Consider the following 4177-nt stretch of genomic DNA (forward strand, 5'->3'; position numbering starts at 1 on the left):
CGTCCTGCGGCTCGAGCCGCAGGACGGCGGGACCCTCATGACCTGCCGGTACGAGGTGACCGGCGGGCGCGCCGCGAACGCGCTGGTGCGGGTCGCCGGAGCCGAGGCCCGCAAACAGACCAGGGCGGCCCTGGAAGCACTCGACCGGCTGGCCCGCCGGGAGTGCCCCGGCGGGCTCGGAGCCGTCGGCTGAGGGCCGTTCAGGCCACCTCGCGGACGCGGAAGCCCACCTCGTCGTACCGACGCAGGATCAACCTCGCCAGCCCCTGGTGCGCGCCCAGCGGACGGGCCGTGAAGTCCGCTCCCGCCGACTCCAGACGGCGCTGGAAGAACCCCGGCGCCAGCAGGTAGGACGCCACCGCCACGCTCCGCGCCCCTCCTCGCCTGACCTCGGCCACGACGTCCGCCAGCACCGGGCCCGCGCCGCCCACGAAACCGAACTGCACCGGACGGCCCAGCGCCCGGCCCAGCTGCCGGGCGGCGGCCCGCACGTCGGCGAGGCCCCTCGGGTCCGTCGAGCCGGCGGCGCCCAGCACCACGGCGTCGGCCTGCGCGGCCTCACCCAGCCTGTCCAGCAGGGTGCCCGCCAGTTCCGGGTGGGGGCCGAGGGGGCGCGAGACCACGGCGTCCGCACCTGCCTCGGCCAGTTGTTCGGGGATGTCGACCTGCACGTGGTAGCCGCGTCCCAGCAGCAGGGGCACCGCGACCAGCGGCCCGTACCCCAGCTCCCGCACCGCCTCGCCCACCGAGGGCGACGCCACCTCGGCGTAGGCCTCTCCCACCGTCAGTTCCGGACGCGCCGCGCGGACCAGGGAGAGCAGCTCCCCCACGACCCGGGCGCCGGCTGGATCACGGGTGCCGTGGGCCACCCCGAGCAGAACCGCCACGCCTTGCCTCCCCGATGCTCTCTGTTCCGTCGCGGCCGCTAGATGCCTTCGCGGACCGGATCGCAGGCCAGCCGGTAGCCGCGCTTGACCACCGTCTCGACGATCCCCGTCCGGCCGAGGCCCCGGCGCAGCCGCGCCACCGCCATCTCCACCGCGTGCTCGTCGGCCTGCGGGCGTCCGTGGTCGCGGGACGACCAGGCGGAACCGGCGGCCACCACCCGCGAGGGCAGCACCCCGCACAGCTCAGCGCGCGACACCACGTGGCCCGGCCGGCGCGCCAGCGCCCGCAGGATCGCCATGGGGGCCGGCGCGATCGGCTTGAGCTGGCCGTCCAGCACGACGGCGTGGCCGCGGAGCTCCAGGGCGTGGTCGCGCACGTGCAGCCTGCGGGACCGGCGGATCGGCAGGTTCTCCACCAGGGCGCGCACCAGCGCGCCGATCCTGGCCCGCTCCGGCTGGACCGTCGGCACCCCGCGCTCGGTGAGGGCGAAGGCGGTGACGGGGCCGACGCACGCCGCCACCACGTGGGTGCGCAGCGCCTCGATCAGCGCGTCCTCCAGCCCGTCCTCGGCGGCCACCGCCAGGGTGGCGCTCACCGCCGGAGAGCTGGTGAAGGTGATCGCGTCGACGGTGCCGGCGACGGCCTGGCCGACCAGCCTGCGCAGCGGAGTGGAGTCGTCGGTCCTGGACCAGCGGTAGACCGGCACCTCGATCACCTCCGCGCCGCGGCTCCGCAGCGTGTCGGTGAACTCCGGCAGCGGCTCGCCGTACAGCTGCACGGCGATACGGGTCCCCTCGAGGTCCAGCCCGAGAAGGTACTTGAGCACCTCGTCGCAGCTCTCGGACTCCGGAGACCACTCCTCCTGGAGGCCCACCGAGCGGATCGCGCCGCGGGCCTTGGGGCCCCGCGCCATGATCTTGACCTGGCCCAGCCGTTCGACGAGCGCGTCCCGCAGGCCCCATCCGTCGGCGGTCTCCAGCCAGGCGCGGAATCCGATCCCGGTGGTGACGACGGCGAAGTCCAGCGGACGGTGCAGGCACTCCTCGGTGGCGTGCAGCAGTTCGGCGTCGTCCTGGAGGGGCATCAGCCGGATCGCGGGGGCGTGCACGACGCGCGCGCCCCGGCGTTCCAGCAGAGCCGCCAGTTCCTCGTGCCGGCGGGCCGCTGTCACCCCGACGGCGAACCCCGACAAGGGTTCACTGTTGTTCAGCACACCCGCCTGAATCGTCACGTCATCACTTCCACACGGTCGCCGTTGAGCCTGATGGAAAAGGTGGGGACGGACTTGGCCGGATCGTCCAGGCACAGGCCCGTCGTGAGGTCGAAGACCTGCTTGTACATCGGGGACGCCACCGTCGGCACCCCGTTGCGGGTGCCGAGGATGCCCCGCGAGAGCACGTAGGCGCCGCTGAAGGGATCGAGGTTCGACAGCGCGTACAGCTCGCCCTCGTAGGTGCGGAAGACGGCGACCTGCCGGTCGCCCACCAGCGCGCACGCCCCCCGGTCGGGGAGAAGGTCGGTGTAGGAGCAGACGTCCACCCAGGTCGCGACGAAGGTCATGGTCACTTGCTGATCACCTCCAGGCTGGATCCGGCCACCAGGACCGGCTTGATCTGTTCGCGCTCGACCTCGAACGAGATGCTCGGGTCGGGGGTCTCGGGGGCGTTGACGAAGGAGACGAACCTGCGCAGCAGCTCGGGGTCCTTCAGCGTGTCGTTCCATTCGTCGGAGTAGGTCTCCACGTGCCTGGCCATCGCGGCGTCGAGCTCGGCGCAGATGCCCAGCCGGTCGTCGACGATGACCTCGCGCAGGTAGTCCAGGCCGCCCTCGAGGGACTCCATCCAGACGGACGTGCGCTGCAGCCGGTCGGCGGTCCGGATGTAGAACATCAGGAACCGGTCGATGTAGGTGATCAGCTGCTCGTCGGTCAGGTCGGTGGCGAACAGGTCCGCGTGCCGGGGCCGCATGCCGCCGTTGCCCGAGAGGTAGAGGTTCCAGCCCTTCTCGGTGGCGATGATGCCGAAGTCCTTGGACTGGGCCTCGGCGCACTCGCGGGCGCAGCCGGAGACGGCGGACTTGAGCTTGTGCGGGGCGCGCAGGCCCCGGTAGCGCAGCTCCAGGTTGATCGCCATGCCCACGGAGTCCTGGACGCCGTAGCGGCACCAGGTGGAGCCGACGCAGGACTTCACCGTCCGCAGCGACTTGCCGTAGGCGTGGCCGGACTCGAAGCCCGCGTCCACCAGCCGCTTCCAGATCTGGGGGAGCTGCTCGACCCGGGCCCCGAACAGGTCGATGCGCTGCCCGCCGGTGATCTTGGTGTAGAGGCCGAAGTCGCGGGCGACCTCGCCGATCACGATGAGCTTGTCCGGGGTGATCTCCCCGCCGGGGATGCGCGGCACCACCGAGTAGGTGCCGTTCTTCTGCATGTTGGCCAGGAACTGGTCGTTGGTGTCCTGCAGCGCCGCCTGCTCGCCCTTGAGGACGTGGCCGTTGCCGAGGCTGGCCAGGATCGAGGCGACCGCGGGCTTGCAGATGTCGCAGCCCCGGCCGGTGCCGTGCTCGGCGATGAGCCGGCTGAAGGCGGTGATCCCGCGGACCCGGACGATGTCGAACAGCTCCGCCCGCGAGTACTCGAAGTGCTCGCAGATGGCCTTGCTGACCTCGATGCCGGCCGCGGCCAGCTCGGCGTCCAGGATCTTCTTGACCAGCGGGACGCAGCTGCCGCAGCTGGACCCGGCGCGGGTGCAGCCCTTGACCGCCGGGACGTCGCGCAGTTCGTGCTCGGCGATGTCGCAGCGGATCTTCTCGGCCGTGACGTTGTTGCAGGAGCAGATCACCGTCGCGCCGGGCAGGTCGCCGCCCGCGGCCTCGGTGCCGCCGAAGAGCATCTGCTCCGGGGCTCCGGGCAGCTGCCCGCCGACGTAGGCGCGCAGTGTGGAGTAGGACTCGGCGTCTCCGACCAGGACGCCCCCGAGCAGCGTCCGGGCGTCGTCGCTGACGACCAGCTTCTTGTAGACGCCGGCCACCGGGTCGGTGTAGGTGACGCCCAGGGCGTTGTCGGCGCCGTCGGCGAAGGGGTCGCCGAAGCTGGCGACGTCCACGCCCATGAGCTTGAGCTTGGTCGAAAGGTCCGCGCCCTCGAAGGCCGCGGAGCTGTCGCCGTTCAGCAGGTGGTCGACGACCACCTCGGCCATGGTGAAGCAGGGCCCCACCAGGCCGTAGACCATGCCGCCGATGAGCGCGCACTCGCCGATGGCGTAGACGTCGGGGTCCTCGGTGCGGCAGGCGG

5 protein-coding genes are annotated in these 4177 nt (G+C 72.1%); 1 reads left to right on the forward strand and 4 read right to left on the reverse strand.

Annotated features, from left to right (window positions below):
* On the forward strand, positions 1 to 193 hold a 193-nt coding region (locus ABD327_RS20925), incomplete at its 5' end, for an SRPBCC family protein (protein ID WP_344452243.1).
* Positions 194 to 200: 7 nt separating this feature from the next.
* On the opposite strand, the gene ABD327_RS20930 is transcribed toward ABD327_RS20925, so the two are convergent.
* The 4 genes from ABD327_RS20930 to nirB form a co-directional block, all read right to left on the reverse strand.
* Positions 201 to 887, reverse strand: a complete 687-nt coding sequence (locus tag ABD327_RS20930) for a sirohydrochlorin chelatase (protein ID WP_344452244.1) — start codon at positions 885 to 887, stop codon at positions 201 to 203.
* A gap of 38 nt (positions 888 to 925) precedes the next feature.
* The gene (locus tag ABD327_RS20935) at positions 926 to 2119 is read right to left on the reverse strand and encodes a uroporphyrinogen-III synthase (protein WP_344452245.1); all 1194 of its coding nucleotides are present in this window, start codon (positions 2117 to 2119) and stop codon (positions 926 to 928) included.
* Positions 2116 to 2448 (reverse strand): nitrite reductase small subunit NirD, encoded by a 333-nt coding sequence (gene nirD / locus ABD327_RS20940; RefSeq protein ID WP_344452363.1) that lies wholly within the window; start codon positions 2446 to 2448, stop codon positions 2116 to 2118. Before nirD ends, ABD327_RS20935 begins: the two co-directional genes overlap by 4 nt.
* A 2-nt stretch (positions 2449 to 2450) precedes the next feature.
* Positions 2451 to 4177, reverse strand: a 1727-nt coding sequence (gene nirB, locus ABD327_RS20945; RefSeq protein ID WP_344452247.1) for a nitrite reductase large subunit NirB, incomplete at its 5' end; no start/stop codon positions are given.

The sequence above is a fragment of the Actinocorallia aurantiaca genome (assembly GCF_039533685.1).
GTDB classification, from domain to species: Bacteria; Actinomycetota; Actinomycetes; order Streptosporangiales; family Streptosporangiaceae; genus Actinocorallia; species Actinocorallia aurantiaca.